The sequence below is a fragment of the Microbacterium sp. 22303 genome, assembly GCF_052045265.1.
Taxonomy (GTDB): domain Bacteria; phylum Actinomycetota; class Actinomycetes; order Actinomycetales; family Microbacteriaceae; genus Microbacterium.
The window spans coordinates 201,481-226,671 of record NZ_JBQEOQ010000002.1 but is presented as its reverse complement, the minus strand read 5'-3'; the positions used below and the strand labels follow the sequence as shown (position 1 = coordinate 226,671).

The 25,191-nt window shown below is 70.8% G+C and carries 28 protein-coding genes; 14 read left to right on the top strand and 14 right to left on the bottom strand.

Annotation, left to right across the window (positions count from 1 at the left end; all coding sequences use genetic code 11):
- Positions 1–54: 54 nt before the first annotated feature.
- Together ACTJI8_RS06790 and ACTJI8_RS06785 are read right to left on the bottom strand one after the other, a co-directional pair.
- Positions 55–1,518, bottom strand: coding sequence for a DUF222 domain-containing protein (locus ACTJI8_RS06790; protein ID WP_440732662.1), 1,464 nt, complete (start codon positions 1,516–1,518; stop codon positions 55–57).
- Between the two features lie 212 nt (positions 1,519–1,730).
- On the bottom strand, positions 1,731–1,901 hold the full coding sequence (locus ACTJI8_RS06785; RefSeq protein ID WP_440732661.1) for a hypothetical protein: 171 nt from the start codon (positions 1,899–1,901) through the stop codon (positions 1,731–1,733).
- Between the two features lie 224 nt (positions 1,902–2,125).
- Between ACTJI8_RS06785 and ACTJI8_RS06780 the strand changes: the two genes are divergently transcribed.
- A complete protein-coding gene (locus tag ACTJI8_RS06780) occupies positions 2,126–2,593 on the top strand; it encodes a hemerythrin domain-containing protein (RefSeq protein ID WP_440732660.1) in 468 nt (155 codons plus the stop codon).
- Positions 2,594–2,606: 13 nt separating this feature from the next.
- Here the strand turns inward: ACTJI8_RS06780 and ACTJI8_RS06775 are convergent, their stop codons facing one another.
- Positions 2,607–3,143, bottom strand: a complete 537-nt coding sequence (locus ACTJI8_RS06775; protein WP_440732659.1) for a putative immunity protein — start codon at positions 3,141–3,143, stop codon at positions 2,607–2,609.
- Positions 3,140–3,580 carry a DUF6194 family protein gene (locus tag ACTJI8_RS06770; protein WP_440732658.1) on the bottom strand — a complete coding sequence of 147 codons (441 nt, stop codon included), beginning with the start codon at positions 3,578–3,580 and terminating at the stop codon, positions 3,140–3,142. The genes ACTJI8_RS06775 and ACTJI8_RS06770 overlap by 4 nt, the downstream gene beginning before the upstream one ends.
- A 99-nt stretch (positions 3,581–3,679) precedes the next feature.
- On the opposite strand from ACTJI8_RS06770, the gene ACTJI8_RS06765 reads away from it, so the two are divergent.
- The 3 genes from ACTJI8_RS06765 (at position 3,680) to ACTJI8_RS06755 (ending at position 6,096) form a co-directional block, all read left to right on the top strand.
- On the top strand, positions 3,680–4,390 hold the full coding sequence (locus ACTJI8_RS06765) for a MerR family transcriptional regulator (RefSeq protein WP_440732657.1): 711 nt from the start codon (positions 3,680–3,682) through the stop codon (positions 4,388–4,390).
- 97 nt (positions 4,391–4,487) lie between these two features.
- Entirely contained in the window at positions 4,488–4,874 is a 387-nt protein-coding gene (locus tag ACTJI8_RS06760; protein WP_440732656.1) for a YciI family protein, read from the top strand.
- Between the two features lie 145 nt (positions 4,875–5,019).
- Positions 5,020–6,096, top strand: coding sequence for an RNA polymerase sigma factor (locus ACTJI8_RS06755; RefSeq protein ID WP_440732655.1), 1,077 nt, complete (start codon positions 5,020–5,022; stop codon positions 6,094–6,096).
- Here ACTJI8_RS06755 and ACTJI8_RS06750 read toward each other — a convergent pair.
- From ACTJI8_RS06750 to ACTJI8_RS06725, 6 genes are all read right to left on the bottom strand, one after another.
- Positions 6,093–6,572 (bottom strand): AAA family ATPase, encoded by a 480-nt coding sequence (locus tag ACTJI8_RS06750; RefSeq protein WP_440732654.1) that lies wholly within the window; start codon positions 6,570–6,572, stop codon positions 6,093–6,095. The two genes, ACTJI8_RS06755 and ACTJI8_RS06750, sit on opposite strands and share 4 nt — an antisense overlap.
- A 48-nt stretch (positions 6,573–6,620) precedes the next feature.
- A complete protein-coding gene (locus ACTJI8_RS06745) occupies positions 6,621–7,364 on the bottom strand; it encodes a sulfite exporter TauE/SafE family protein (RefSeq protein ID WP_440732653.1) in 744 nt (247 codons plus the stop codon).
- Positions 7,365–7,496: 132 nt separating this feature from the next.
- Positions 7,497–8,132 carry a response regulator gene (locus ACTJI8_RS06740; RefSeq protein WP_440732652.1) on the bottom strand — a complete coding sequence of 212 codons (636 nt, stop codon included), beginning with the start codon at positions 8,130–8,132 and terminating at the stop codon, positions 7,497–7,499.
- A complete protein-coding gene (locus ACTJI8_RS06735) occupies positions 8,129–9,241 on the bottom strand; it encodes a sensor histidine kinase (protein WP_440732651.1) in 1,113 nt (370 codons plus the stop codon). The genes ACTJI8_RS06740 and ACTJI8_RS06735 overlap by 4 nt, the downstream gene beginning before the upstream one ends.
- Before the next feature lie 9 nt (positions 9,242–9,250).
- A complete protein-coding gene (locus tag ACTJI8_RS06730; RefSeq protein WP_440732650.1) occupies positions 9,251–9,685 on the bottom strand; it encodes a hypothetical protein in 435 nt (144 codons plus the stop codon).
- Positions 9,686–9,878: 193 nt separating this feature from the next.
- Positions 9,879–10,097 carry an RNA-binding S4 domain-containing protein gene (locus ACTJI8_RS06725; RefSeq protein ID WP_440732649.1) on the bottom strand — a complete coding sequence of 73 codons (219 nt, stop codon included), beginning with the start codon at positions 10,095–10,097 and terminating at the stop codon, positions 9,879–9,881.
- Positions 10,098–10,542: 445 nt separating this feature from the next.
- Here ACTJI8_RS06725 and ACTJI8_RS06720 point away from each other — a divergent pair, with 445 nt between their 5' ends.
- Genes ACTJI8_RS06720 through ACTJI8_RS06690 form a run of 7 tightly spaced genes read left to right on the top strand, consistent with a single transcriptional unit; the run spans position 10,543 to position 17,519 of the window.
- Positions 10,543–11,712 (top strand): ABC transporter substrate-binding protein, encoded by a 1,170-nt coding sequence (locus ACTJI8_RS06720; RefSeq protein ID WP_440732648.1) that lies wholly within the window; start codon positions 10,543–10,545, stop codon positions 11,710–11,712.
- A 9-nt stretch (positions 11,713–11,721) separates the two neighbouring features.
- Positions 11,722–13,524: an ABC transporter permease gene (locus ACTJI8_RS06715; protein WP_440732647.1), complete on the top strand. Its 1,803-nt coding sequence runs from the start codon at positions 11,722–11,724 to the stop codon at positions 13,522–13,524.
- Positions 13,521–14,489, top strand: coding sequence for an ABC transporter ATP-binding protein (locus ACTJI8_RS06710; RefSeq protein ID WP_440732646.1), 969 nt, complete (start codon positions 13,521–13,523; stop codon positions 14,487–14,489). Before ACTJI8_RS06715 ends, ACTJI8_RS06710 begins: the two co-directional genes overlap by 4 nt.
- The gene (locus tag ACTJI8_RS06705) at positions 14,486–15,211 is read left to right on the top strand and encodes an ABC transporter ATP-binding protein (protein WP_440732645.1); all 726 of its coding nucleotides are present in this window, start codon (positions 14,486–14,488) and stop codon (positions 15,209–15,211) included. Before ACTJI8_RS06710 ends, ACTJI8_RS06705 begins: the two co-directional genes overlap by 4 nt.
- The gene (locus ACTJI8_RS06700) at positions 15,208–16,323 is read left to right on the top strand and encodes a putative FMN-dependent luciferase-like monooxygenase (RefSeq protein WP_440732644.1); all 1,116 of its coding nucleotides are present in this window, start codon (positions 15,208–15,210) and stop codon (positions 16,321–16,323) included. The genes ACTJI8_RS06705 and ACTJI8_RS06700 overlap by 4 nt, the downstream gene beginning before the upstream one ends.
- Positions 16,316–16,903 (top strand): CMD domain protein, encoded by a 588-nt coding sequence (locus tag ACTJI8_RS06695; RefSeq protein WP_440732643.1) that lies wholly within the window; start codon positions 16,316–16,318, stop codon positions 16,901–16,903. The genes ACTJI8_RS06700 and ACTJI8_RS06695 overlap by 8 nt, the downstream gene beginning before the upstream one ends.
- Before the next feature lies 1 nt (position 16,904).
- Positions 16,905–17,519 carry an alkylhydroperoxidase domain protein gene (locus ACTJI8_RS06690; protein ID WP_440732642.1) on the top strand — a complete coding sequence of 205 codons (615 nt, stop codon included), beginning with the start codon at positions 16,905–16,907 and terminating at the stop codon, positions 17,517–17,519.
- Between the two features lie 144 nt (positions 17,520–17,663).
- Here the strand turns inward: ACTJI8_RS06690 and ACTJI8_RS06685 are convergent, their stop codons facing one another.
- Positions 17,664–18,977: a serine hydrolase domain-containing protein gene (locus ACTJI8_RS06685; protein ID WP_440732641.1), complete on the bottom strand. Its 1,314-nt coding sequence runs from the start codon at positions 18,975–18,977 to the stop codon at positions 17,664–17,666.
- Positions 18,978–19,177: 200 nt separating this feature from the next.
- Between ACTJI8_RS06685 and ACTJI8_RS06680 the strand changes: the two genes are divergently transcribed.
- Entirely contained in the window at positions 19,178–19,411 is a 234-nt protein-coding gene (locus ACTJI8_RS06680; protein ID WP_440732640.1) for a hypothetical protein, read from the top strand.
- A gap of 4 nt (positions 19,412–19,415) precedes the next feature.
- Positions 19,416–20,717, top strand: coding sequence for a serine hydrolase domain-containing protein (locus ACTJI8_RS06675; protein WP_440732639.1), 1,302 nt, complete (start codon positions 19,416–19,418; stop codon positions 20,715–20,717).
- A gap of 175 nt (positions 20,718–20,892) precedes the next feature.
- On the opposite strand, the gene ACTJI8_RS06670 is transcribed toward ACTJI8_RS06675, so the two are convergent.
- The 3 genes from ACTJI8_RS06670 to ACTJI8_RS06660 all read right to left on the bottom strand — a co-directional run bounded on the left by ACTJI8_RS06670 (position 20,893) and on the right by ACTJI8_RS06660 (position 24,517).
- On the bottom strand, positions 20,893–21,558 hold the full coding sequence (locus tag ACTJI8_RS06670) for a response regulator (RefSeq protein WP_440732638.1): 666 nt from the start codon (positions 21,556–21,558) through the stop codon (positions 20,893–20,895).
- On the bottom strand, positions 21,549–23,291 hold the full coding sequence (locus ACTJI8_RS06665) for a sensor histidine kinase (protein WP_440732637.1): 1,743 nt from the start codon (positions 23,289–23,291) through the stop codon (positions 21,549–21,551). Before ACTJI8_RS06665 ends, ACTJI8_RS06670 begins: the two co-directional genes overlap by 10 nt.
- Positions 23,292–23,578: 287 nt before the next feature.
- Complete coding sequence (locus ACTJI8_RS06660) at positions 23,579–24,517, bottom strand: J domain-containing protein (protein WP_440732636.1); 939 nt, start codon at positions 24,515–24,517, stop codon at positions 23,579–23,581.
- 105 nt (positions 24,518–24,622) lie between these two features.
- On the opposite strand from ACTJI8_RS06660, the gene ACTJI8_RS06655 reads away from it, so the two are divergent.
- Positions 24,623–25,162, top strand: a complete 540-nt coding sequence (locus ACTJI8_RS06655; protein WP_440732635.1) for a VOC family protein — start codon at positions 24,623–24,625, stop codon at positions 25,160–25,162.
- Positions 25,163–25,191: the final 29 nt, after the last annotated feature.

Here is a 25,191-nt window from a genome sequence, read left to right as displayed (position 1 = left end):
TGAGCTTGTCGAAGCGCCCCGCCACGGGATCCTGCCGACACACTCAGGACCGCATCAGAACGGCGCGGTTTCGTCGATGAGTGGTGGATCCGGTTCCGGGTCTTCGGTGGTGAAGGTGACGGGTGCGGGTGGTTTGTCGATGTAGGTGGATCCGGCGGGGCTGGTCCATTCCAGAACCCCGGCTCCCCGTTGCTTCACTTTCCACGCGGTCTGGTGTTTGAGGACGTGGTGACGTCGGCAGAGTCCGCCGAGGTTGCCTTCTTCGGTCGCGCCGCCGTAGGCGGCGTCGATGGTGTGGTCCAGGTCCTGGGCGGCGGGTGGGAGCCCGCAGGTCGGGAATCGACAGCGGGAGTCGCGGGCGTGCAGGAGCCGTCGCAGGTCGGTGTTGGGCCGGTAGTGGTCGACGGCGAGGATCGCCCCGGTGATCGGATGCGTGAGCACGCGTTCCCAAGCGACGGCGTTACCGGCAAGGATCCGGGCGGTGTCCGTGTCGATGGGTTGTCCGCCGGCGAGCTCTCCGGGTTGCTCGGTGCGGACACCGAACGCGGCTCCGAGGCTCGCACCCGTGGTGTCCGTGCCTGCGCCCGTCCCTGACCTGTGCTCGCGTGCGCCAACCACGTCGGCGGCCATCGCGGTGAACACGGGGATCGTGACCTCGACCCGTGCCTGGATCGCGGCGAGCAGGCCCGCGGTCGTGTCGTGCCCTGACGGGGCGCCGGTGAGGAGGGTGTCGGCGCAGAGGTCGGCGCGGAGCTGGTCGATGCTGCGGTCATCGTCCGAATCGCCCAGAGCGTCCGGATCCGGTGTCCGTCCCGCAGTGGCGTCTTTCACGGCTGCCGTGTTCGCGACCTGCACCGCCCGGGCCTGCTGGGTGAGCCGGTCGTAGATCCCATCGATCACGGCGGCCGCATGGATCAGTCCGAGCATCTTCTGCCCGTCGGGGAGTTCTTCGCGCCACACGGTGCGCTTCTCCTGCGCCTCCCGGTGCCGGTCCGTCAACGACCGCGGGGCGAGCCGCTCGGCGACGCGTTCCACGACCCGCTTGGCCCGGTGCGGCGTCTCACCCTCGCATGCGGCGACCGCCGCCTGTTCGAACTCCGCCCGCACCGCATCGTCCAGCCGCGCCCCCGCGTCCTGGATGAGGCGCACGTGGGCGGCGTTGATCCGCGCGTCGGTGAATGCCTGCATCGTGGCGGGGAACTTCGTCATCAGTTCCGCGGCCCGCACCATCCGTCCCTGCACGACCCGGTCTGACATGTGCAGCACTGCCGCGAGCTCGGCGGCGACGGATCGTGATGCGAGATCGGCTGACTCGCCCCGTATCCCGGACGCACCGTCCACGGCGGCGAGGTCCTCGGCGAGCCGCTGCGCGACGGCGAGGTGCGCTTCCTTCAACGCCTGCAGGCGGGTGATCGTCGCCTCGGTGGTCGCCAACCCGTCCACGAGCGCGGCCAGCACGGCGGCCGGATCCACCGGGTCCACCCCAGGATCCACCACCGTGCTGGTCGAGCTCGTCATACCTCCCATTCAACCCGGGGGCACCGACATTCCAGGGCCGAAAAGGACCAGATCAGATCCAGAAAAGATCACGAACAGATCACAAGATCCAGCCGTCGGTGACGTCGGTCGCGGAAGCCTTCGAAGCGCCCGACCCGCGGGCCATTTGTCTCACTTCCTCGCCTCGCTCAAGGACCACCGTGGTGCCGGAGTCGGTCCTTCAGAACGCGTCCCTACTTGCGGACGTCGCCGCTGTCCGGCTCGAACTGCTCCTCGAGCCGCTCGTCGGATTCGAACGAGGCGTCGTCCGTCTCGCTCTCCTCGACCGCGGCCGCAGCCTGCTCCTTCGCCTCTGCGAGCGCCGCCTCCTCGCGCTTCTCCTCGCGTCGCTTCTCTCCGAACATGACGTCTCCTCAGCATTCGTGGGCTTCGCCGTCACCCTACGCCCGACGGCCCGTGGCGGTAAGGCTCCTCGGATCCGGCGACAGCGTCGGCTGTCCGCGCGAACAGGGTGGGACCGACGGATATGCTGGCCCGAGCGTCGCGTGCTGGTGGCAGACCGTGTCAGGCATGGAGGCGCCGGATTGAAGGAGCGTGACGATGCTCTCGTCCCACCCTTCGTTCTCGCGTGACTGAGCGCGAGACGACCAGGCTCATCGCCTGGAGCAATGAACTCCGACAGGCGCACGCCCGGCTGCGAGAGGCCCTCGGGGTCGTGCGCGCCGGCGTGCACGGACCGGATCCGCAGCGGCCGGCCCGGGATCTGCTGCTGTACTGCCGCGGATTCTGCACCGCCCTCGACCAGCACCATCGCGGCGAGGATCGTGCGCTGTTCCCGGCGATCGAGGCCGCGCATCCCGAGCTCGCCCCGGTACTGCGCAAGCTCTCGGAGGATCACGCCATGATCGACGTGCTGCTCACAGCGCTGAGCACGGCCGTCGACGGCGGGGTGCCGCCGGACGACATCGATCGCCACCTCGACGGCGTCGGCGCCATCATGGAGAGCCATTTCGCCTTCGAGGAACGGCAGCTGCTCGGCGTGCTCGAGACGCTCGCGCTCGACGCGGATCCGCCGGACGTGCTCGGCAGGCTCTGATCCGGCGGCGCCCTCAGCCGAGAGCCGCCTGGAGCTCGCGGATGATCGATCCGAGCTCTCCGGAGGCGAGCAGGCCCTGTCCGAGCGGGCCTGCGCCGTCTTTGCCGACCGGAGGGAGCCGGCGCAGAGCGGCCGCGATCTCAGCAGACATCCGGTCGCACTGCCACGCGAGTTCGGCCGCGACCGCCCCCGCGCGCTCCTCAGCCGCACCAGCCGCACGTGCGGCGTACGCCGCGGCGCCGAGGGCGTGCGCTCCCATGTGCGCGACGCCCGCAGCCTGCGCCGCAGCCCGGGCGGCAGACACGGCCCCGACCGAGGAGACCGCGCGCGCTGCCCGGCCAGCGACGAACCGGCGCCGGATCTCTCCCGCGGCGTCGAGCTCGCCGCGCGAGAAGGCCCGCGCGCGTGCGATCGCGTCACGGGGGCGATCGTCGTCCGGTGCCTCCGCCCCGAAGAGCGGCAGCACATGCTCAGCGCAGGTCGCGGCCCACCCCGCGAGGAGGCGCCGGTCCTCTTCGGACAGCGTCTGTGCGGAGAGTGCCCGGCTCATCGCCCGCCCCGATCTCGGCGCTCTGTGCGGGCGCGAGCGGCATCGTGCGCCTCGCGCAGCAGCGTGAGGACCAGCCCCGCCGTCCGGGATCCGGGGTTCACCACGCTCACCCAGCCGGCATCGCCGTACTGCGGGTGCGGTGCGAGGGCGTCGCTCGCGGCCGGATCCTCTCCGAGCGCGAGCTGCGCGGCACGCTCCCTGCCGACTTGGATGTTGACCCGGAAGCGAGCGGGCGCGTCCAGCGCGGATGCCCGGTCTTCGGGATAGTCCTTCGTGACGATCGTGCCGTAAGGCTGGGTGCGCTCCGGCACGGCGCCATCGGGCGCGTAGTAGAAGAACACGTCACCCCACGCGATCTCCGGATGAGGGCCTCCGGGTTCCGGGGCGAGGACGAGGACGCCCTCGAACGTCCTGACATGATCCACGATCTGCTGCATCTCCATCCTTCCATCGTGAGGTTGACGTGCTTATGTGGACTCATGCATCCGGGACGCGGGGATTCATCGGGGCGAAACGCGGTCAACCCTCCAGAGCAGATGTCGACGGCGGACGTCGGGCGGCTCGCCGGATACTCCCCGCAGCAGGTGCGCGATCTCGAACGCCTCGGGGTGCTCCCACTCGCTCCGCGTGCCGCCAACGGCTACCGCCGCTACGACGCCCGCCACGTGATCGCGGCTCGCGCATATCGCGCCCTGGCCGAGGCGATCGGGCCGGTCGCGGCGCGGACCCTGCTGCCCGCCCTCGCCGCCGGACCGGTCGACACCGCGGCCGCCCGCATCGACGAGCTGCACGGCGACCTCGTCCTCGAGCGCCGCAGGGTGCACGAGGCCCTCCGTGGCCTCGACGCCGTGCTGGCAGAGGCCGCGGAGGAGTACGACGACAGCGACGCCATGACGATCGGCGAGCTGGCACAGGCGCTCGGCGTGCGGTCCTCCGCGCTTCGGCACTGGGAGCGCGAGGACCTCGTCCGCACGACCCGATCCGACGGGTCTGGCGCGAGGAGCTTTGGCGCCCTCGCCATGACGGAGGCACGGATCGCCGCTGCCCTCCGTGCCGGCGGGTACGGGATCCCTGCGATCCGGAGCATCCTCGAGGAGGTGCGCGCGCACGGGGATGCGGGGGATGCGCAGCGGATCCTGCAGCAGCGGCTCGCGGACCTCACGCGCCGCAGTGTCGCCCTCCTGGCCGCGGCGGGTCTGCTGCACGATCTCCTGACGTCGATGCCGGCCGAGACGCACCGGGACTGATCCTCGCCCTCCCGATCCGGCCCGTCGCGGAGGAGGATGTCGATCGGCGGATCCTTCGATCGTCACCATGATGTCGATACCTACGAAAGGACGGATCATGCGTTACACGCTTCTGCTGCAGTACCCCGAGATGAGCGCCGAGGATCTCGGGCCGGAGGTGCTCGCCGAGGGCATGCGCGCCTTCGACGTCTATGCCAAGGCCCTGGATGAGGCGGGCGTCCTGCGCAGCGCCGAGGTGCTGCACCCGTCGACCGCCACGACGACCGTGCGTGTGCGCGACGGGCAGCCGGTCATCCAGGACGGGCCGTTCGCCGACACCAAGGAGCAGCTCGGCGGCACCTTCGTGATCGAGGTAGACGACCTCGACGCGGCGCTCGCCTGGGCCGCGAAGGCGCCGTCGGTCGAGTGGGGCGCGGTCGAGGTGCGTCCCGTCGCGACACGGTTCGCGGACGGAGCATGGCAGGGAGCTTCGCCGGTCCGGTGAATGCCGCAGCGTGTGGTCGGCGCCGCCGTGAGGCCGCGAGACCGATCCTGTGTCCCGAGACCGCCGATGGTGTCGGCGGTCTCGGGACGGAAGTTCGGTCTCGCGGTTCTCGTGCGGATCCGGATCCCGCACCCCAGGAGGCGAAATGAGCGCGGCAGAGGAGGCGCGGTCCGCCGCCGAGCGCGCGGTCCGCGCCTCCTACGGACGGCTCGTCGCACTCCTCGCGGGCGGGACCGGCGACCTGGCGCTGGCCGAGGACTGTCTCGCCGACGCCCTCGAACGTGCACTGCGCACCTGGCGCGACGTCGGAGTGCCCGACAACCCGGAAGGATGGCTGCTCACCGTGGCCCGCAACAGACTCCGCGACGTGTGGGGCTCCGCGGCGCGTCGCACCAGCACCCCGCTCGACGACGAGTGGGGCGACGGCGCGGATGCGGGGATCGACGTCGAAGCGCTCGTGGAACGCGGCGAGACGATCCCGGACCGGCGCCTGGAGCTGCTGTTCGCATGCGCGCATCCCGCGATCGACCAGAGCATCCGCACACCGCTCATGCTGCAGACCGTGCTCGGCTTCGACGCGGCCCAGGTGGCGCGCGCGTTCGACGTCGAACCCGCGGCCATGGCGCAGCGCCTCGTGCGGGCCAAGCGCAAGATTCGCGACGCTGGGATCCGCTTCGTCCTGCCGACGCGCGGCGACATGTCCGCCCGCACCGCCGCCGTTCTGGAGGCGATCTACGGCGCCTACGCGCTGGACTGGCTCGGGCGGCACGACGACGTGCGCACCTCGCTCGCCGACGAGGCCCGTTGGCTCGCCGTGCTCACCGCGACGCTGCTCGAGACGGATGCAGAGGCGTGGGGCCTGGCGGCGCTGCTCACGCTCGCGCAGTCGCGGGCGCCCGCTCGGGTCTCCCCGGCGCCCGGCGAGCCCTGGCCCGCGCTGGACGAGCAGGATCCGGCGCTCTGGGACGCCGCGCTCATCGCCGAGGGTGAGGCGCTGCTGCACCGGGCGGCGCGGCTCAGCGGCGTCGCCGGGGGAGCGGAGCCGGGCCGGTTCCAGCTCGAGGCGGCGATCCAGTCGGTGCACTGCGACCGCGCCCGCACCGGTGTGACCGACCGGGCCGCGCTGCTGCGGCTCTACCGCGGGCTCGTGCGGATCGCCCCGACACGCGGTGCGATCGACGCGCTCGCCGCGGTCGAGAAACGAGGCGAGGGCTACATCTAGCGGACCACCTCAAGGGGTCCCTCCTCGGGCGTCGGCGGCTCGAACCGCTCGAAGTATTCCGTCGCCGTCTGGGCGGTGAGCGGCCAATCGTCCGCCTGCCTGCCGTGTCGGTCACCGACTCGGCTCAGGATGGTCTCAAGACTCGTCGCGATGTAGACCGTCTCCGGCACGATGCCCTGAGGGGCGAGCAGTGCGCGGAACTCATCGCGTTGTCGCCGGAACCAGAATCCGAAGTCGAGCACGACATCGTTCCCCGCCGCGACCTGGCGCAGCAAGCGCGCCTTCAGATCTGCCGCCACCTCGGCGACCACTTCGGCGGAGGGCATCGTCGTGATTCCGCGATCCCAGAACTCCACCTCGAACGACAAACGCGTCCAGCCCTCGCGCTCCAGGCGCTTGGCGTAAGTGGTCTTGCCGGCACCACCTGGCCCGCACATCATCACGACGCGGGGCCCTCGAGTCTTGTGCACTGTCACCGGGTCGAGGTTACGCTCCGCGCCTCGGCCACGTCGATGAGCGCGGCTTCAGGGGATCAGCAGATACAGCGCACCGAGGACAGTGAGGATCAGCACGATCCGATCGAACAGCGCCTGGTGGATCCGGGGGATGAGCCACCGGCCGAACAGCGCGCCGATCACGACCATCGGCACGAGCGCCAGATCCATCAGCAGCACCGGCACGGTGATCAGCCCGAGGCCTGCGAGCACCGGCACCTTGACGATGTTCACGATGGCGAAGAACCACGCCGCCGTGCCGAGGAACACCTTCACCGGGGTGCGCATCGCAAGGAAGTACATCGACATGACCGGTCCGCCCGCGTTCGCGACCATCGTGGTGAAGCCGCCCAGCGCGCCGTAGCCGAGCGTGGTGCCGAGGTGCGCCGCGCCCTCAGGAGCGGCAGCCGTCCGCCGGCGCCGCCGGAGGGTGATCCCCACCATCGCCAGCAGGATCACGCCGATCACGGGGCGCACCACGGCGTTGCCGGCGAAGGCCAGGAACACGGCGCCGAGCACGAGCCCCGCGACGACCGCGGGGGCGAGCCTCAGCAGCGTGGGCCAGTGCGCGTGGCGGCGCCAGGTGAGCAGCGCGAACAGGTCGCCGACGATGAGCAGGAGCAGCAGCGCCCCGGTCGAGGTGCGGGCGGGCAGCAGCGCGGCGAAGATCGCCACAGAGACGGTGTTCGCACCCGGCAGCGCGGTCTTGGAGAGCCCGACGACCGTGCCTGCGACCGCGAGCAGGATCCACGCCCACGGCGCGAGATCGATCATGGCCGGGACCCGCGGCGGCTGACGCGGACGGGCGCGAGTCGGATCGAGCGCATCATCGAAAACTAGCAGCCGCTCCTCGACATCGCGGCGACTCGGAAGCGCCGTTGCCGGATGCCCAAGGCGTCGGGTCTCTCAGCGCGTCGTGTCGAGCAGACCCCGCCGGAACCCCTCGGCCACTGCCGAGGCGCGATCGCCGACCCCGAGCTTCGCGTAGATGCTGAGCAGGTGCGTCTTCACCGTGCCCTCGCTGAGGTGCAGGCGGTCTCCGGCGGCGCGGTTGGTCGCGCCGTCGGCGACGAGGCCGAGGACCTCGAGCTCGCGCGGGGTGAGCAGACTCGCCTCCGGGGCGCGCACGCGGTCGACGAGGCGTGAGGCCACCTCGGGCGCGAGCACCGTCTTCCCCGCCGCCGCGCCACGGATCGCCGCCAGCAGCTCGTCGCGGGACGCGTCCTTGAGCAGGTATCCGGTCGCGCCCGCCGCAATCGCGGGAAGCACGTCGGCGTCCGCGTCGAACGTGGTCAGCACCACCACGCGGCTGTCGATGCCGCGGCGCGCGAACTCCCGCAGCGCAGCGACCCCGTCCATCCGTGGCATCCGCAGATCCATCAGCACCACATCCGGCGCGAGCACCTCGGCTCGGGCGACCGCCTCGGCGCCGTCCGAGGCCTCGCCGACGACCTCGATGTCCTCGGCGGATCCGACCATGCCGACGATGCCGTCGCGTACGACCGGGTGGTCGTCGACGACGAGCAGGGTGAGTGCGCTCATGCCGGCACCTCCGCCCGCACGACCGTGCCGCGTCCGGGACGGGCCTCGACGACGAGCCTGCCGGCGGCCGCCTCCAGCCGCTCGCGCATCGCGATGAGTCCGTAACCGCCGGATCCCTCCGCTGCACGCTGCACGCGCTCGACGGCGTCGAAGCCGCGGCCGTCGTCGCGCACCTCCAGGCTCACCCCGGCGGCATCCGTCCGCAGTGCGATCGTCACCCGGCGTGCGGCGGCGTGCTTCTCGATGTTCGTCAGAGCCTCCTGCGCCGTGCGCAGCAGTGCGACCTCGGTCTCCGTCGGCAGCGGGCGGGCCGTTCCGGTGGCGGTCACTGCCGCGGGGATGCCGGTGCGCGTCGACCACGAGTGCGCGACGCCGGTGAGGGCGTCCGCCAGCGAGGTCTGCTCGAGCGCCGTGGGGCGCAGCGCCTGCACGGAGCGACGCGCCTCGGCCAGTCCGTCGCGGGCCAGCGCGAGAGCCGACTCGGTGTGCCGTCGGCGAGCCGCGTCGTCGGATGCCTGCTCGGCCGCCTGCAGCTGGGTGATGATGCCGGTGAAGCCCTGCGCCAGCGTGTCGTGGATCTCGCGGGCGAGGCGGGCGCGCTCGTCGTGCACCGCCGTGCGCTGCAGGTTCTGCTCGGCGCGGTGCAGACCGAACGAGAGCCCGCACATCACCACGATGTTCAGCAGGATCACCGCGATCGTCCCTGCGACGCCGGCCGGATCCGCCCGGAAACCGGAGCTCTGTGCGAGGCCGGCGACGACGGCGGTCCCCGCCACCGGGAGCAGCTCCCACGGCCATTCGGCGAGCGAGTAGGCGAAGGAGAACGTCGCGATCGCGAGGAATCCGAAGGAGCCCTCGCGCAGCACCAGCAGGAGGTTGAGCACGATCGCCCCGGCGAGGAACACCGCGATCGCGGAGGGACGGTCGCGCCAGCGGAACGGCAGAGTGCGCATCACCAGCACCCATAGCCCGTAGGCCGCGCAGAGGGCCAGGATCGGCGTCAGCCGCGCCCACTGGCCCCACTGCGCGAGCAGCATGAATGCGACCAGCAGCCCCAGCACGATATACGGAGTGACCGCCAGCACGGTCCGCCAGCGCGAGTCCACCACGCGCCGACCCTACGCCTTCCCAGCGAACAGCGCCCTCATGCGAGGCAGGTTCACCAGGATCGCGACGGGCAGGAGCAGGAGGCCGCAGACCGCCTGCTCGATGCGCACCCAGTCGGGCAGGAAGCCGGGGATGGACACGATCACGACCACCGCGACGACGATGACGGGGCTGATGATCCGCAGGCGCACCCAGGCAGCGCGGGAACCGCGGGAGGCGGAGGCGGCGATGGCCAGCACCACGACCGCGCTGGCGAGCACGAGGGAGCATCGCACCCAGATCGCGCTCTCGAAGCCGATGCCGGTGGCGCTGGCGATGCCGAGGAAGGCGATCATCACGGCGCTGACCGCCGCGAAGGCGCCGCCGAGGAGGAGGACGGGACGGAAGGCCGCGCGACGGGCGGGAGCGAGGGCGCGGTCCGCGGGGAGGGAGAGTGTCTTGGTCATGTCTCCAGATTCCTCAGGGGAGACGCCGCCCGGATCCACCGATCGGTCAGGCTCGACCACCGATCGGTCGGAGAGTCGTGACCCGGCTCCTTCGCCGATTCACTTGTCGCGAATCGCGGTTATCCGTGCGCCATAGCCGCAAGATGCGACCAGCGAGCCCCAGGAGCAAGCCGGGGAACGGACCGGCTCGACGTCAGGGGCGCACTCGCACCGTGCGCTCATCGAGCGTCACGAGGTCGCCGGCGACGAGCTGACGTCCGCGGCGACGCTCGACCTCGCCGTTCACGCGCACGTACCCATCGAGGATCGCGCCCTTGGCGTCCCCGCCGGAGTCGATCAGCCCGGCGAACTTCAGGAACTGGCCGAGCCGGATGCTCTCACCGCCGATGGCGACGTCGTCGTTCACGCTCATCCCGCCACGCTATCCGAGTTCTCGGATCGGATCGGATCGGATCGGCCCGGCGCCGGATCCGCGGCGTTGCGGCATCGCCGGCAACACCGCTGACCGCTTTTCCCTCCCCGCAGCGTCTTTCCCCTTCTCATTGACGTCCGCCCGAGGGGGGAAACACGGTCAGGGGAGGGAAACACGTCGACCGACGGCGCAACCGCGCAGCCTACCCCCGCCGATCCGGGTGAGGATCCGCGCACCCGGAATCCGCGTCGCGTGGCGTCACAGAAGCCGTCCGCGGCGTCACACGATGTCGAAAAGCGACACACAACGGCAGTGGATCCGGCGGGCATGTGAGTGTGGGCACACGCCGCGGCCGCCCGTTCCGTCGGCGCATCGCCGGGCGTCGTACACAGCACGTCGTCCGGACGGCACCGACCCGCGGTGCGAAGACCCGAAGGAGGCCCCCATGGCAAGGAACACTCGACGCATCGCATTCGCCGGGATCATGGCGACCACCGCAGCCCTCGCGCTCGCCGGATGCAGCCTCTCCGCCTCGGCCAACGGGCCGTCGGCGGGCGCCTCCGCAGGCAGCACCGTGTACTTCGGTGTCTCGTCCGCGACTACGGGGCAGTACGCCCAGTACGGCGAGCAGTTCAAGAAAGCGTTCGACCTGGCCGTCGAAGAGGTCAACAAGGACGGCGGCATCAACGGCCACCCCGTGGCCCTCAAGTACGAGGACTCGCAGTCCGACCCCAAGCAGTCGGTCACCGTGGCGCAGAAGTTCGTCAACGACCCGCAGATCTCGCTGGTGTTCGGGGACTACTCCTCGGCCGCGTCGATCCCGGCCTCGCCGATCTACACGGCCGGCAAGCTGCTGCAGTACGGCTTCAACAACTCCAACCCGGACTTCACCGCCAAGGGCACGCAGTACCAGTGGTCGAGCGCGATCACCACGAGCGCCAGCTACACCTGGACGGCCGACTACATCAAGAAGCAGGGCATCGACTCGATCGGCGTGACCTACCTGAACACCGCCGACTGGGGCATCCCCGCGTTCCAGGCGTTCAAGGCCGAGGCCGACAAGATCGGCCTCAAGATCACCGACGCGGAGGCGATCGACCCCACCTCCGACGACTACCGGCCCTCGCTCACCAAGGCCGTCGCCGGCAGTCCGAAGGCGTTCGCGCACGTCGGCTACGGGCCGGACGCGGCGAAGCTCGTCACTCAGCTGCGCGCGATCGGCTTCACCGGCACGTTCTACGGCGGCCAGGACGAGGAGTCCTTCGACGGCACCCCGGATGCGGCGGGCTCGGTCATCGGAACGGAGTTCGTGTCGACCAGCAGGGCACCTGAGGTGCAGGCCTTCGTCAAGGCGTTCAAGGCCAAGTACCCGGAGGAGAAGGAAGTCACCCTCTTCGAGGCCGGCGCCTATGATGCTCTGCACGTCGCCGTGGCCGCGGCGAAGAAGGGCGGCACCGACCGCGCCGGGATCCTCAAGGGCTTCCAGCAGATCACCGACGTGCCGAGCGTGGTCTACGGCAAGCTCTCGTTCGACAAGGAGACCCGTCGTCCTGCCTCGCCGCAGCTCACGCCCACCGTGCTGAAGGACGGCGCCTGGGTCGCCATCGAAGGCTGATCCCGCTCCATGCTCGACACTCTGATCGCCGGCCTGCTCCGAGGGAACGTCTACGCCCTCGGAGCGGTCGGCATCTCGCTCGTCTTCGGCGTCATGAACGTCGTGAACTTCGCGCAGTTCTCGTTCTTCGGGCTCGGCGCGATGCTGGCCTGGTTCTTCGTGGTGCAGCTGCAGCAGCCGTTCTGGATCGCCCTGCCGCTCGTGCTCGCGATCTGCGCCCTGCTGGGCCTGGTGATCAACATCGCCGTCGTGCGTCCGCTCGCGAAGTACCTGCCTCTCGCGGCCATGCTGTCCACGTACGCGGTCGCGCAGATCCTCGACAACGGATCCCAGCTCGCGTTCTCCGCGCAGTTCCGCTCGTTCCCGCAGGTGCTGCCCACCTCGAACCTGCACATCGGGAACATGCGCTTCGGCACCTCGGATCTGGTGATGCTGGGCATCACGGCGGTCGTCATGATCGCGATGTCGCTCTTCCTCAAGTACGGCCGGGCGGGGCGGGCGATCCGCGCCACCGCGCAGGACCAGGAAGCCGCCCTGCAGATGGGGATCCCGGTCGGATCCGTGCAGAACATCTCCTTCGTGATCGCATCGGGGCTCGGCGGGCTCGCCGGCATCTTCTTCTCGCTCTACATCGGGGTCGTGAACCCCGTCTCCGGTCTGAACATCGGCATGACCGCGTTCGTCGCGGCCGCGCTCGGCGGCCTCGGATCCCTCGTCGGCGCCGTCGTCGGCGGATTCGTGCTGGGGATCCTGGAGGCGTTCGGGATCTACTGGTTCGGCGACGCCGCGCGCCAGATCATCGTGTTCGTCGTGCTGCTCGTGGTGCTGATCGTGCGCCCCGGCGGCCTGCTCGGCAAGGTGCCGCTCATCTCGACCGAGCCGCTCACGGGCACGTTCCTGGGCAAGGGGCGCCCGCTGCGGATCCCGCGGTGGGTGTGGATCGCCGCGTTCGTCGTGCTCGGTGTGCTCGTGCCGATCCTCGCCGACACCTACGTGCTCACGACCGGCACCCAGGTGCTCGTCTACGCCATCATCGCCGCCGGCTTCACGGTCACGGCGGGACAGGCGGGCGTGCTCGCGCTCGGGCAGGCAGGCCCCATCGCCATCGGCGCCTACCTCTCCGCGCTGCTCAGCGTGCACCTGCACCTCTCGTTCTGGCTCGCGCTCCCGATCGCGGGCATCGGCGCAGCCGTGATCGCCTCGATCCTGGTCTCGCCGATCTGGGGCGTGAAGGGCCACTACATCTCGATCGCCACGCTCGGACTCGGCATCGCGATCGTCGCCCTGATCCAGCTCATCGTGCCGCAGGGCATCTACGGCATCCCCGTGCCGTCCATCGCCGGCATCGACCTGAACACCCCGCTCGCGTACTACCTCATCGACTTCGTCGTGCTGGTGCTCACCCTGCTGGTGATGTGGCGGATCCGTCGCTCGCATCTCGGGAAGGTGATCTCCTCGGTCGGTTCCGATGAGGTCGCCGCCCTCGCCTCGGGAGTGCGGGTGCGCGACTACAAGGCCCTGGCGTTCGCGATCTCGGCGTTCTTCGCCGGTATCGGCGGATCGCTCCTCGCGCATCAGTACACCTACATCGACACCACGATGTTCACGATGCTGATGTCGCTGCTCGTCGTCACGATCGTGATCCTCGGCGGCGTCGGTCTGCCCTACGGGGCGGTCGTCGGATCGATCGTGCTGATCGGCGCGATGGAGCTGCTGCGGTTCACGCCGGAGTGGCGGATCATCGTGTACGGCCTCGTGCTCATCCTCGTCGTGCGCTTCCGGCCCGGCGGCGTCCTGGTGAGGAACTCATGACCGCCCTGCTCGACGTCACCGGCCTGGAGCGCCACTTCGACGGCGTGCGCGCCGTCGACGGCGTCACGTTCCAGGTGCAGCCGGGAGAGGTCGTGTCGATCATCGGACCCAACGGATCCGGCAAGACCACCACGCTCAATCTCGTGACCGGCACGATCCCGGCGCACGGCGGCACGATCGCGCTGGACGGAGCACGCATCGACCACGCGAGCACGGTCGACATCGCCGAGCACGGCATCGCGCGCACGTTCCAGAACGGCCGCGTGTTCGCCACCCTCTCGGTGGCCGACAACATCGAGGTCGGGATCCATTCCCAGCTGCGCGCGCACCGGCCGTTCCGCCGTCTCTCGCACGTCTTCCTGCTGCGCTGGATCCCGCTCCTCGCCGAGCTGTTCGTCGCGGTGTTCGGCGCCCCGGCGGCACGGCGGGAGCGGGCCGAGATCGACGCGGTCATCGACCTCGAGGTCGATCGCTTCGAATCCCGGCTCGGGCCGCGGCGCGATGACCCGGCGTACACGCTGAGCTACGCGAACCGGCGGCGCACCGAGATCGCGCGTGCACTCGCCCTGCAGCCGAAGCTGCTCGTGCTCGACGAGCCGACGGCCGGCATGAACCAGTCCGAGACCGCCGAGGTGCTCGCGCAGCTGCTCGAGCTGAAGGCCTCGGGGCAGGCGATCCTGCTCGTCGAGCACAAGCTCGATCTGGTGATGACGGTCTCCGACCGGGTGATCGTGATGGACGGCGGCCGGATCATCGCCGAGGGCGACCCGCAGAGCGTGCGCAACGACCCCGCCGTGATCGAGGCCTATCTCGGGCGGCGGCGGGAAGAAGCTCCGGGGTCGTTGAGCGAGGACGGCGAAGCCGACCGAGACGAAACGCGGCCACCACGCGGGCGCGACGTTTCGTCTCGCTCCGCTCGCTCAACGACCCCGGGCGCGGACTCCGGCGAGGAGGGATCCGCATGACCGCCCTGCTGAGCCTGGACGCGGTGGACGTCTACTACGGACCCTTCCACGCGCTGCGCGGGGTGTCGATCGAGGTCGGCGAGGGCGAGATCGTGTCGCTGCTGGGCGGCAACGCGTCGGGCAAGTCCACGACCATGAAGTCGATCCTCGGGCTGAACAGGGTCAAGGACGGGCGTATCGCATTCGCGGGCGCCGACATCACCCAACGCTCCACCGCCAAGCGCGTGCGTGCGGGGATCGCGAGCGTGCCCGAGGCGAGGCGCGTCTTCCCGCAGATGACCGTGGACGAGAACCTGTATGCCGGGGCGTACACGCGCCGCGACCGTGCCGGGATCGCCGAGGACCTCGAGCGGATGCGCGAGCACTTCCCGCGGCTCGCGGAACGCCGCCGGCAGGAGGCGGGCACGCTCTCGGGCGGCGAGCAGCAGATGCTCGCGTTCGCGCGGGCCCTGATGAGCCGGCCGCGGCTGATCTGCATGGACGAGCCCACGATGGGACTCTCGCCCAAGCTCGTGGACCAGGTGCTCGACGAGATCGCCCGGCTCAACCGCGAGCTCGGCGTCGCGGTGCTGCTGGTGGAGCAGCAGGCGGAGCTCGCCCTGTCGATCGCGTCCCGCGGGTACGTCCTGGCGACGGGCGAGATCGTCGCCGAGGGGTCGGCGCAGGAGCTGCTGCACGACCCCCGCATTCAAGAGGCCTACCTCGGAAGGAGCGGCTCATGACCGCAGGCTCTCGCACGCAACGCGTGCCTTCGACACGACCCAGACTCGGATTCTTCACCCGGGTGCTCGACGACGCCCCGGCCGCCGAGCGCTATCGGCTCGCCCTGGAGCAGATCCGCACGGCGGAACGGCTCGGCTTCGACTCCGCCTGGGTGGCGCAGCACCACTTCCATGAGGCGGAGGGCGGGCTGCCGTCGCCGCTGGTGTTCCTGGCGCACGCCGCCGCGCAGACGACGAGAATCGTCCTGGGTACGAGCATCGTGACGCTGCCGCTGGAGGAACCGCTGCGCGTCGCGGAGGACGCGGCCGTGCTGTCGCTGCTCAGCGACGGACGCTTCGAGCTCGGTGTCGGCAGCGGCGGCACGCCCAGCTCGTTCCCGCCGTTCGGGCACGACCCCAAGGAGCGCGGCGCCATCTACGGGCGTCATCTCGCCCGCCTGCACGAAGCCCTCCGCGGAGACCAGCTGACCGCCGACGAGGGCAGCCTCTACCCGGCCGTGCCCGAGCTCCTCGACACGCTCTGGCAGGCCACCTTCTCGCCCGAGGGTGCCGCGCGCATCGGCGCCGCCGGATCCGGCCTCATGCTGTCGAAGTCGCAGCCGCACACCGCCGGATCCGGTGCGACCGCACTCGCCGACACGCAGCGGCTCGTCATCGACGCGTACGAGGCGGCCCTGCCGGACGGTGTCTCGTCGCGCACGTTCGCCTCGCGCGGCCTCGTCGTGGTCGACGACGAGGCCGACGTCGCCGCGCTCCTGGCACGCGGGATCGAGCGCTCGCTGCCCGCGGCCCGCCCCATGGGCATCGCGATCCCGGACGGGGCGAGCGACGAGGAGCTGCGGATCCTGTTCGACCTGCACGTCGGGACTCCGGAGCAGATCATCGAGGAACTCGCGCAGGACCACGTGCTCGCCTCGGCCACCGACATCGTGTTCCAGTCGCACCCGGTCGATCCGCCGCACGCCGTGCTGCTGCGCTCGCTCGAGCTGATCGCCACCCGGGTCGCCCCGGCGCTGGGGTGGAGCCCGGCGGTCCCTGAGCCCGTCGAAGGGCCCGAGCCGCTCGATGCGGACGACGCCATCCTGACCATCCCGGAGGAGACCCATGTCTGATCTCATCGACGACCTCGTCGGCATCGTCCCGGGCAGCCCGCTCGACGCGCTGCGCGCCAAGCGCCCCGTCGCGCGCAGCGACGCCCAGGCCACGTACGACGGCCTCATCACAACGCCCGCCGACCTCGACCGGGCGACTGTGGCGGAGCGCGCGGCCCTGGGCTACTGGGTCGCCGCGCTCAGCCGTGCGGACGCTCTCGCCGGCCACTACCGAGCGCTGCTCGAGGCCGCGGATCCCGGCGTGCGCGCGGCGATCGACGCGGCGCTGCCGGAGGCGCTCACGACCGGTCCGTACGGGGCGTATCCGGAGGGACCGCTCAGCGTCGAGGATGAGGACGGCCTGCACTGGGTCGCGCCGCCCTCGCTCCGCGACGCGATCGGATCCCGCCTGAGCGCGGCCCTCGAGCACGCGCACCTGCTCACATACCGTCCCCGCGATTCGAGTCCGGACGCGCTGCAGACGCTGCTGGATGCGGGCTGGAGCACCGACGGCGTCGTCACGGTGTCGCAGCTCGTCGCGTTCACCCACTTCCAGCTCCGCGTGATCGCAGGACTCAGCGTGCTCAAGGAGGCGATCTGACATGGCAGAGCAGGTTCTGCGTCACCCCGAGGTGACCCCGCCGCACGTCTTCACGCAGGAAGAGCTCGGCTGGGTGCCGTGGCTCGAGCCGAAGCCTGAGGCCGAGCTGACCGAAGACGACTACACCGCCCTCGTCGAGCGCTCCCGCGCCGCGAGCCCGTACTTCCGTCTGCTCGTGCGCGATCCCGTGGTGCTCGGCGCGCGCACCCGCGCCGACAACGACATCTTCTACAACACCGACGCCGGTCTCGGCCGGGCTGAGCGCGAGATCTCCGCCGCCGCGGCCTCGCGGGTCAACGGCTGCCTGTTCTGCGCCTCGGTGCACTCCCGCTTCGCGACGATCCAGGCGCCCTCGCGCCGCGACGACGTGCAGCGGCTGCTGGACGAGGGCATCGACGGCGAGCAGGACGAGCGCTGGACCGCGATCATCGAGGCGGCGGCCGCGCTGACGGCCACCCCGTCGCGGTTCGGGGAGGCGCACGTGCAGGCGCTGCGCGCGGCGGGCCTGGACGACCAGGCGATCGTCGACGTGGTGCAGAGCGCGTCGTTCTTCAACTGGGCGAACCGCCTCATGCTGTCGCTCGGCGAGCCGACGCCGCCCGCGCCGAAGGCCTGACCGGGACGGCGTTCCGGATCCGCGTTTCCCTCCCCGCATCGTCTTTCCCTCCCCGCAGAGGCGGCTCTAGGGGGAGGGAAAGACAGCACGGGGAGGGAAACGCAGGCCAGCCGGGCCGGGCCACGACGGATCCGGGCTGCAGGGCTACTTCTTCTGCGGGGCGAACGGCGTGCCCAGCGTCGCAGCGAGGGCCTGGAAGATCCGGGTCGCGGGGGAACTGCAGGGCAGATCCGTTGGGTTGTCGGTGAGGGTGCGGGCGTCGCTCGGGCAGTCGCCCGAGGGGATGTCGCTGTTCACCATCGTGATGATCGTGGTGTCGTCCTTGGTGTTGTAGAACATGGCCGTGTTGTAGCCCGGGAGTTCTCCGGTGTGGCCGACCCAGCCGTTCTGGCAGCCCCAGCCGATGCCGTAGCCGCCGTTGCCGGGACCGTTGAACTCGCGGAACGACGTGAGCCGCTCGATCTGGTCCTTCGCCGGTACGAGTCCCGCTCCCGTCGCCTCCGCACGGCCGTACTTCAGCAGGTCCGGTGCGCTGGAGATCAGCTCGCCGGCCGTCCAGCCCCAGGAGGGGTTCCAGTTCGTCGTGTTCGCCGGGTTCTCCGGGGTGCCGTGTCCACCCTGCAGCGTGAAGCCCTGGGCGTGCGGATCCGGGAATGCGGCGGATCCGGCCGGGAAGATCGTGTGCGTCAGGCCCAGGCGAGTGAGGATCTTCTCCGCGAGCACCTCCTGAAAGCTCTGGCCCGTGACCTTCTGGATGACCAGGCCCAGCAGGATCGTGTTGGTGTTCGAGTAGTCGAACGCGGTCCCGGGCGCGAAGTCCTGCGGCGGCAGTGAGATGCCCGCCTTGAGCAGCTCCTCCGGCTTCCAGACCCGGTCCGTCTCCGAGAAGAAGATCTTCTGCCAGGCCGGGTCCTTCGTGTAGCTGGTGATCGAGCTGGTCATGTCCGCGAGCATGCGGATCGTGACCTCGTCGCCGCGCGGGACGCCGTCGACGTACTTCGAGATCGTGTCGTCGAGGCTGAGCTTGCCCTCGGCGGCGAGCTGCGTCGTGAGGGTGCCGGTGAAGGTCTTCGTGATGGATCCGACGCGCTGGTAGACGTCGGTCGTCATCGGAGTGCCGGCGGCCGGATCCGCCACGCCGTACGCCTTCAGGAACAGCCCCTTCGGCGACTGCACGGCCACGACGGCCCCCTTCGACGAGGTCTGTGCGAAGGCGTCCTGCGAGGTCTTGTCGATCGTCGCGGTGAGGTCGTCGGGAAGCACCGACGACGGGAGGTCCGCGGTGCGCGCCACCACGGCCGAGGGGTCGGCGACGCAGGTCGAGACCGCCGGCACCGTCGATGAGGGGGTTCCGGCGCCGGTCGAGGTCGGTCCGGTCGAGGGCTGTGCGGAGCAGCCGGCGAGCACGAGCAGGGCGGCCGCGAGCGCGATCGGCCGTGCGAGACGAGCGGTGACCATGGCGGAGCTCCTTCGGGCAGATCGATCCTTCCCCCAAGGAGACCCTGGCACCGGCGGCACCCGGGAGGAATAGACGTAGGCCCATTCCGCCGCAGGCGCGGCCCCGGGAGACTGGTGGTCGCATGGGGATGCTCGAGGGGGAGAGACGAGGGTCGGATCCGCACGCGCGGTGGACCGGGTGCGCGATGAGGAGGCTCACGATGGCGGCTGACGAGATGCGGCCGGGAGCAGCGACGCGCGTGCGCCCACCGCAGGGCGATGACACCGCGACCTACGGCGTGACGCAGCTGCGTGGATCCGTCCCCGTCTCTCTCGACGACCACTTCCGGATCGGATCCCACACGAAGACGATGACCGGAACCGCCGACGGGCGCCCGCCCGCCGCCATGATCGCCACATCGCTCATGAAGAGCATCTACATCTACGGAGGTTGAGACGATGCCGTCCTCCCGCACGGTCCCGCCGGCTCTGCGCCGGGCGTTCGCGCTCGCCGCGGTGACCGCGGCTCTCATCCTGGCCGGCTGCTCCGGTCCCTCCGGCGCCGCACCTGGAACCGCCTCGCCGTCGCCGTCCACGTCCCCGGCCGGATGCGTCGCGGATCCCGCCCGGACCATCGCCGCGAAGCCCGGCGCGAAGACGATGTCGCCCCTGTCCGCGGAGACCGTCGCGAAGCTCGACGCGGTGGTGGCGAAGGCCTTCGCCCTCGGCGCCTCCCCGGGTGCGGTCGTCGGCGTGCGCACGCCCGAGGGCACCTGGACCAAGGCCTACGGGAACGCCGATCTGGCCGGGACCCCGATGCAGGTCGGCATGCACACCCGCATCGCGTCGCTCACGAAGATGTACACGGCGACGATCGTGCTGCAGCTCGCACAGGAGGGCAGGCTGAAGCTCGACGACACCATCGGGAAGTACGTGGACGGGATCCCGAACGGCGACACCATCACACTCACGCAGCTCGCCGACATGACCAGCGGTGTCGCGAGCTACACCATGAACGCGAAGCTCCTGGAGAAGTACTTCGCGGATCCGGCCGCGGTCTACACGCCCGAGGAGGTCATCCAGGCGGGTGCCGCCGTCTCACCCCTGTTCCCTCCGGGGGAGGGGTTCGCCTACTCGAACACCAACACGGTGCTGCTCGGGAAGGTGATCGAGAAGGTGACCGGCCAGGACATCGGCCGGCTGATGCAGACGCGGATCTTCGATCCGCTGCACCTGGCGCACACGTCATGGCCCGGAACCTCGGCCGCGCTGCCGGAGCCGTACGCCCGCGGGTACACGCTGAACGGCAACAGTGCGACCCCGGACGCGCCGGCCGACTCCACGGACTGGAATCCGTCATGGAGCTTCACGGCCGGCGAGATCATCTCCGACATCGACGACCTGCTGACCATGGGGCGCGCACTCGGCACCGGCCAGGGGCTGGTCGATGGGAAGACGCAGACCCTGCGACTGACCTCGTTCTCGGACATCGGGTACGGCTTCGGGCTGAGCTGCTCGCAGGGGTGGGTCGGCCACACCGGCGACCTCTCCGGCTACAACACCTCGCTCTTCTACGACACGGCGACGGACACAACGGTCGCCGTGCAGACCAACAGCGACATCGCGTCGGGCGGCTGCACGACCTCGCCCACGCTCACCGATGATCCCGGGGACGCCATCTGCCAGACGCCCGCCGTGCGGCTCCTGGTCGCACTCACCGGTGAGCTCGGCACCGCCTACGTCCCGCCGCCCCGGAAGTGACGCCCGGCTGCGTCGTCAGTGCGGGCCCTGCGGTCGTTGAGCGAGGACGGCGAAGCCGACCGAGACGAAACGCGGTGCCCGTCGGTGAGGGCCGTCCGTGAGGGCACCGCGTTTCTCTCGCTCCTCGCGATGCTCGGTGCTCGCTCAACGACCCCGAGGGGGGAGGGACTCCTCCTCACCGGTACTCCTCCGCCACCGAGGCGAGGAACCGCAGCACCGCGAGCACGCGACGGTGGTCGTCGCCGTCGACCGACAGCCCGAGCGCGGTGTAGATGTGCGAGGTGTGCTGCACGACGGCCTTCTCGGAGAGGAACAGATCCGTCGCGATCCGCGCGTTGCTGCGTCCCTCCGCCATGAGCGAGAGAACCTCGAGCTGGCGCGGGGTGAGGGATCCGACGGCTCCACTCGCGCGGCTCGCCCGCGTGACCAGCACCGACACGACCTCCGGATCCAGGGCCGTGCCGCCCGCGGCCACCCGGCGGAGGTCGGCGGTGAAGGTCGTGACGTCGGCGATGCGCTGCTTGAGCAGATACCCGAATCCGCCGCTGTTCTGATCGAGCAGCTCCGTCGCATAGCGGCGCTGCACATACTGCGAGAGCACGACGACCGGGATCGCGGGATGGGCCTCGCGGATCCGCAGCGCGGCGATCAGCCCCTCGTCGGTGTGCGTCGGAGGCATCCGGATGTCGGTGATCACCAGCTCCGGCGCGAGCAGCTCGACCTGCTCCAGCAGCGCCTCGGCGTCGCCGACGGCCGCCACGACCTCGAAGCCGTCCTGTGCGAGCAGGTGCCGCAAGCCCTCGCGCAGCAGCACCTCGTCCTCGCCGATGATCACGCGCATGGCAGCTCCACTTTCACCTCGGTGCCGTGTCCCGGATCCGATCGCATCCGCAGGCTGCCGCCCAGCGCGTCGACGCGGTCGAGAAGGCCGTGCAGGCCCGCACCGCGGTCGACGCTCGCCCCGCCCACGCCGTTGTCGCGGACGAGGATGTGCAGCAGGCCGCTTTCGACGTGCAGGGTGACCCGCACCAGCGACGCCTTCGAGTGCTTGACCGTGTTCGTCAGGGCCTCGGCGATGATGAAATACGCGGTGTGCGCGGTCGTCGACGAGATCGTTGCGTCGTCGATGTCGGCTTCCAGCGTCGCGGGGATCGCCAGCCGGTCGACGAGGTCCTCCGCGGCGGCGGTCAGCCCGCGCTCGGTGAGGGTGACCGGCAGCACGTTGTGCACGAGGCGGCGCAGATCGGCCGCGGCCTCGTCGATCCCGTGCCGCAGCCGCGCCGACGCCTCGCTCGTCGCGGGGCCGGCATCGGGGGCGTTCGCGATGGTCTGCGCGGCGAGGGCGAGCAGCACGAGCTGCACCTGGATGCCGTCGTGCAGATCCTGCGCGATCCGCGAGCGCTCCCGGTCGGCGGTCTCGACGAGGCGGATCCGCGACTGCGTGAGCGCATCGTTGCTCGCGAGCAGCTCGGCGGTGAGTCGCTCGCGGTCGATCGCGATGGCGAGCACGTCGCCCGCACGCCGCACGGGTGCCGGATCCGCGGTCATCCGGGTGTCGTAGACGATCGCCCCCACGAGTCGCGAGTCGACGCGGATCTCGCACCAGCCCCGGTCCGGTCCGCGCTGGGCGGGGTCGACCGGCGCGCCCGTCTCGTCGACGTACTCGCCGCGCTCGGCGGCCCAGTACACGACGCGCAGCGAGTCGTCACCGAGAGTGCCGGCCAGGGCGCGGGCGACGGCGGGTCCGCCCGCGCCGGTGATGCCGAGCCAGGCGCTCAGCGGCTCCAGGTCGCCGGTGCGGCGGAACCCGCCGAGCAGCACCCCGAGCAGGAAGGCGATGGGGATCGCCGCCGAGACGATGAGCTGCGTCACGCCGCCGATCGCCGGATCCCACCCGAATGCGCCGACGATCGTGGGCGCGAAGGCGAGCAGCAGCACGGCCACGATGCCGTAGCCGAACAGGGGCAGCAGCGCGCGCCGGTGGCCCGGGTCGGCGACGACGAGACGCCGGGTCAGTACGACGGCCGTGAGCACCATCACCGTGATCCCGAGCGTCTTCTGCACGGCGGCGACGATCGGGACGGCGGCCGGCGCGGACGCCGAGAGCAGCACGAGCGCGAGCTGGAAGACGGGACACGCCACCCAGCCCAGCACCACGGTCGTGATCGAGAGCCGCCCGCGCAGGCGCCCGGACGGGAACGCATGCAGCAGATGCATCGTCATGGCGAGCGGGCTCGTCGCGAAGATCGCGCTCACCACCGAGAGCGCGTCGACGCCGAGGTTGACGAGCCCGGCGAGGAACAATGCGATGCCGCCGACCACGAGCAGCTGCCCGGTGTTGTTGTGCGGGCGGCGCCACCAGGCGAGCACGCCCGCGGCGACCCAGATCCAGAACACGCCGGTGAACAGCGCGACCACCCAGAGCGTGTCAGGTGTGCGCAGCCCGATGCCCAGTTCGACAGCGCCGAGGAGGAAGGCGAAGACCGCGATCATGACGAGGGCCGCGGGCAGCGGGCGGTCGGAGCCGCCTCGGTGCACGGTGGAGGACGAGTCGACGGTCACCGGATCCGCCATCGCCTCTCCTTCTTCACCGCTCCTTCTTCGCCGCTCGCGGCGTGCACGACGCGCACACCCCATGATGGCGCGCGGCACGGTGCGGTGACCATGGGCCTGGGTCCCGTGCGGGGAGGGGCGCGCGTACCTGCTTGGAGTGGCGGCCCGCTGCGTTCACCTCCCCGGAGCGCCTTCGCCCCCTCGTGCTGACGTCCGCCAGAGGGGGTGAAGACGGTGAAGGGGGGTGAAGAGATACCGGGAGCAGACCTCCTCGCGGTCAGACGAGCAACGACCGGATCCCCTCGCGCTCAGGCGAAGCGAACGGTCTGCTGGATCCGCGTGCGCAGGTCGAACAGCTCGGTGCCGCCGATCGTGCGGGATCCGGGTACGCCGGCGCGGAGCAGCGGGCGCAGCGCGCTGCGGCGAACGACCACGACGGTCGTGCCGCGGATCGCACCGAGAGGCGTGGTCGCCTGCGCCAGGTCATCGTCGGGGAGCACCAGGATCGCCCCGCCGAAGCGCACCCGGGCCGCGCGCGCGATCGTGCGCACCTGCGTCACGAGGGCGGTGATCGGTGCGCGGGACCTGGCGCCGGATGCGATGACCTCGCCGGCGCGGAAGCGCGCGATCTCGCCGAAGTCGGCCGACATCAGGCCGTAGAGCCCGCTCGGCCCGAGCACGATGTGGTCGAGGGTATCGGGCGACGGGGCCTCGCCGCCGACCGTGGCCGCGCCGGTCGGGACGGCCACGTCGTGCCAGGCCGTGAAACCCATGCCCAGGTCCGCGACGGCGCGCGCGGTGTGCTCCTCGGCGAGGGCGTTCGCGAGTATCCGGCGCAGCTCGCGGGGGACCGTGCGCACGAACGCGGGGTCGTACGGATCCGGCACTTCGGATCCGGCCCAGGCATGCACCTGCGCGACGTAGTGACGCCGCCGGCTCGTGCCCGCCTCGCCGTAGGCCTTCGCACGCGGGCGTGTATCGGTGCGCGCGGCCGGAGCGCGCCAGCCGTCCCACGCGACCTCGTCGATGGCGAATCCGTGCCCGCGGTCGTAGGCGGCGCGCAGCTCCGGGGTGCCGACGAGCTCCCAGGCGCGCTGCACCTGGATGAACACGGTCGCGTCGCCGCCCGTGTCGGGGTGCGTGCGGCGCAGCTGCAGTCGGTAGGCGCGGCGCAGCTCCTCGTGGTCGACGCTCGCGCCGACGCCGAGCACCTCGTACGCGGAGGCCGAGAGCGGACTGTCGAACATCGCCCTCCTCAGGTGGTCCGCGGCGGTGGAACAGCGGAGTACAGAGTATCCGGTCCGATGTCGGAGGCTGCTCGTAGCCTCGAGAAGACGACGAGAGGATCCGCCATGGCGATGATCGACCCAGCGACGCCCACCGGCCACACGACCGTCGCGCCCTGGGTGGTGACCGACGACACCGGCGCGCTGCTCGACTTCATCACGGGCGCCTTCGAGGGGGAGGAGCTCGCCCGTGTGCAGACCCAGGACGGCTCGGTCGGGCACGGCGAGATCCGCGTCGGTGACACCGTGGTGCTCGCCTTCGACCGGCGTGACGAGTGGCCGGTGATGCCGAGCCTGCTGCGCGTCTGGGTGGCCGACGCCGACGCGGCATTCGCCCGGGCTCTGGATCGCGGCGCGACGGTGGTGACCGAGCTCGGTGACAATGCGTTCGGGCAGCGCGGCGGGCGTGTGAAGGATCCGTTCGGCAACATCTGGTGGATCACCGCCCAGGTCGAAGACGTGCCGGAAGAGGTCATGTGGCAGCGTCTGCAGGAACCGCGCTATGCCGAGAACATGCGTTATGCGCAGGAGTCGCTCGACGCCGCGCTGACCGGGTCGGCGTCCGGCTGGAGCAGCGCCCCGGTGCGTTCCGACGACCAGGGGTGAGTCCCCGGTCGCGGTGGGTCGATGTGGGA

What these genes read in the sequence shown, in the direction of transcription:
- ACTJI8_RS06680 (WP_440732640.1), top strand. Translation starts at nt 19,178, where the DNA reads ATGGCGGCTGACGAGATGCGGCCGGGAGCAGCGACGCGCGTGCGCCCA.
- ACTJI8_RS06790 (WP_440732662.1), bottom strand. Translation starts at nt 1,518, where the DNA reads ATGACGAGCTCGACCAGCACGGTGGTGGATCCTGGGGTGGACCCGGTG.
- ACTJI8_RS06715 (WP_440732647.1), top strand. Translation starts at nt 11,722, where the DNA reads ATGCTCGACACTCTGATCGCCGGCCTGCTCCGAGGGAACGTCTACGCC.
- ACTJI8_RS06770 (WP_440732658.1), bottom strand. Translation starts at nt 3,580, where the DNA reads ATGCAGCAGATCGTGGATCATGTCAGGACGTTCGAGGGCGTCCTCGTC.
- ACTJI8_RS06690 (WP_440732642.1), top strand. Translation starts at nt 16,905, where the DNA reads ATGGCAGAGCAGGTTCTGCGTCACCCCGAGGTGACCCCGCCGCACGTC.
- ACTJI8_RS06745 (WP_440732653.1), bottom strand. Translation starts at nt 7,364, where the DNA reads ATGATCGATCTCGCGCCGTGGGCGTGGATCCTGCTCGCGGTCGCAGGC.
- ACTJI8_RS06755 (WP_440732655.1), top strand. Translation starts at nt 5,020, where the DNA reads ATGAGCGCGGCAGAGGAGGCGCGGTCCGCCGCCGAGCGCGCGGTCCGC.
- ACTJI8_RS06775 (WP_440732659.1), bottom strand. Translation starts at nt 3,143, where the DNA reads ATGAGCCGGGCACTCTCCGCACAGACGCTGTCCGAAGAGGACCGGCGC.
- ACTJI8_RS06685 (WP_440732641.1), bottom strand. Translation starts at nt 18,977, where the DNA reads ATGGTCACCGCTCGTCTCGCACGGCCGATCGCGCTCGCGGCCGCCCTG.
- ACTJI8_RS06730 (WP_440732650.1), bottom strand. Translation starts at nt 9,685, where the DNA reads ATGACCAAGACACTCTCCCTCCCCGCGGACCGCGCCCTCGCTCCCGCC.
- ACTJI8_RS06675 (WP_440732639.1), top strand. Translation starts at nt 19,416, where the DNA reads ATGCCGTCCTCCCGCACGGTCCCGCCGGCTCTGCGCCGGGCGTTCGCG.
- ACTJI8_RS06710 (WP_440732646.1), top strand. Translation starts at nt 13,521, where the DNA reads ATGACCGCCCTGCTCGACGTCACCGGCCTGGAGCGCCACTTCGACGGC.
- ACTJI8_RS06740 (WP_440732652.1), bottom strand. Translation starts at nt 8,132, where the DNA reads ATGAGCGCACTCACCCTGCTCGTCGTCGACGACCACCCGGTCGTACGC.
- ACTJI8_RS06670 (WP_440732638.1), bottom strand. Translation starts at nt 21,558, where the DNA reads ATGCGCGTGATCATCGGCGAGGACGAGGTGCTGCTGCGCGAGGGCTTG.
- ACTJI8_RS06725 (WP_440732649.1), bottom strand. Translation starts at nt 10,097, where the DNA reads ATGAGCGTGAACGACGACGTCGCCATCGGCGGTGAGAGCATCCGGCTC.
- ACTJI8_RS06660 (WP_440732636.1), bottom strand. Translation starts at nt 24,517, where the DNA reads ATGTTCGACAGTCCGCTCTCGGCCTCCGCGTACGAGGTGCTCGGCGTC.
- ACTJI8_RS06785 (WP_440732661.1), bottom strand. Translation starts at nt 1,901, where the DNA reads ATGTTCGGAGAGAAGCGACGCGAGGAGAAGCGCGAGGAGGCGGCGCTC.
- ACTJI8_RS06700 (WP_440732644.1), top strand. Translation starts at nt 15,208, where the DNA reads ATGACCGCAGGCTCTCGCACGCAACGCGTGCCTTCGACACGACCCAGA.
- ACTJI8_RS06760 (WP_440732656.1), top strand. Translation starts at nt 4,488, where the DNA reads ATGCGTTACACGCTTCTGCTGCAGTACCCCGAGATGAGCGCCGAGGAT.
- ACTJI8_RS06695 (WP_440732643.1), top strand. Translation starts at nt 16,316, where the DNA reads ATGTCTGATCTCATCGACGACCTCGTCGGCATCGTCCCGGGCAGCCCG.
- ACTJI8_RS06765 (WP_440732657.1), top strand. Translation starts at nt 3,680, where the DNA reads ATGTCGACGGCGGACGTCGGGCGGCTCGCCGGATACTCCCCGCAGCAG.
- ACTJI8_RS06720 (WP_440732648.1), top strand. Translation starts at nt 10,543, where the DNA reads ATGGCAAGGAACACTCGACGCATCGCATTCGCCGGGATCATGGCGACC.
- ACTJI8_RS06705 (WP_440732645.1), top strand. Translation starts at nt 14,486, where the DNA reads ATGACCGCCCTGCTGAGCCTGGACGCGGTGGACGTCTACTACGGACCC.
- ACTJI8_RS06665 (WP_440732637.1), bottom strand. Translation starts at nt 23,291, where the DNA reads ATGGCGGATCCGGTGACCGTCGACTCGTCCTCCACCGTGCACCGAGGC.
- ACTJI8_RS06655 (WP_440732635.1), top strand. Translation starts at nt 24,623, where the DNA reads ATGGCGATGATCGACCCAGCGACGCCCACCGGCCACACGACCGTCGCG.